This window comes from Nonomuraea sp. NPDC000554 (assembly GCF_040300065.1).
Lineage (GTDB): Bacteria > Actinomycetota > Actinomycetes > Streptosporangiales > Streptosporangiaceae > Nonomuraea.
This window is the reverse complement of sequence record NZ_JBEPDC010000089.1, coordinates 1-1,154: the sequence shown is the minus strand read 5'-3', so window position 1 is coordinate 1,154 and position 1,154 is coordinate 1. Positions and strand designations below refer to the sequence as shown.

Annotated in this window: 2 protein-coding genes; both read left to right on the top strand. The window is 40.5% G+C overall.

The genetic code is table 11. The features are described 5' to 3' along the window. A partial coding sequence (locus ABT294_RS50775; RefSeq protein WP_350813753.1) for a GyrI-like domain-containing protein occupies positions 1 to 193 on the top strand: 193 nt, incomplete at its 5' end. Between the two features lie 95 nt (positions 194 to 288). Further along, a complete protein-coding gene (locus tag ABT294_RS50770) occupies positions 289 to 969 on the top strand; it encodes an IS6-like element ISS1N family transposase (RefSeq protein WP_081196305.1) in 681 nt (226 codons plus the stop codon). Positions 970 to 1,154: the final 185 nt, after the last annotated feature.

Below are 1,154 nucleotides of genomic sequence, written 5' to 3'. Positions count from 1 at the left end.
GTATGCAGTAGTTCCAGTTAAAGGATCAGTCCCTGATTCCATTCATCAGGCATGGAAATATCTGCTTGAAGAATTTTTCCCAGAAAATGGCTACAAACATTCAGGGTTACCAGATTTTGAAGTATATACCGAAAATGATATTCATGATCCCAATTATGAAATGGAGCTTTGGGTACCAATTAGTAAACAATAAAAATGTAGATTATTAAAATTCTGGTTCTGTTGCAAAGTTTTCCAAAAAATCTATTTTAGTGTAAAATTGAGAAAAAAGACAGAGAGGACAGAGTAATGAATCATTTTAAAGGCAAACAATTCAAAAAAGACGTCATTATTGTCGCTGTTGGTTACTACCTGCGTTACAATCTAAGCTATCGTGAAGTTCAGGAATTGTTATATGATCGTGGAATAAATGTTTGTCATACTACGATTTATCGTTGGGTGCAAGAGTACAGCAAAGTCCTCTATTATCTTTGGAAGAAGAAAAATAGACAATCCTTCTATTCATGGAAAATGGACGAAACCTATATCAAAATTAAGGGACGTTGGCATTATCTTTATCGTGCAATTGATGCGGACGGCTTAACCTTAGATATCTGGTTACGAAAGAAACGGGATACGCAAGCAGCCTATGCTTTCTTAAAACGACTCCATAAACAGTTTGGTGAGCCGAAAGCAATTGTGACCGATAAAGCACCTTCTCTTGGCTCCGCCTTTAGAAAGTTACAGAGTGTGGGTTTATATCCTAAGACAGAGCACCGAACTGTGAAGTATCTTAACAATTTAATAGAACAAGACCATCGACCTATTAAACGACGGAATAAATTTTATCAAAGTCTCCGTACAGCCTCTTCCACGATTAAGGGCATGGAGACCCTTCGAGGAATATATAAAAAGAACCGAAGAAATGGAACGCTCTTCGGCTTTTCGGTGTCTACTGAAATCAAGGTATTAATGGGAATACCAGCCTAAGATATTTGGAGTTCAGAGAGGGCGAGTTTGATTTTCAAACTTCGCAACAGAACCAAAATAAGCATAACTTTTAAAGTGCTCCATAACTGTCCTCGCCGACCGCCCGTTCCAGGTGTGCTCCCAGGGCGAGCGGGCCCGGGTCCGGATCGCCAGGGCCCTCATGGGCGACCCCGCGGTGCTCCTGC

What these genes read in the sequence shown, in the direction of transcription:
- ABT294_RS50770 (WP_081196305.1), top strand. Translation starts at nt 289, where the DNA reads ATGAATCATTTTAAAGGCAAACAATTCAAAAAAGACGTCATTATTGTC.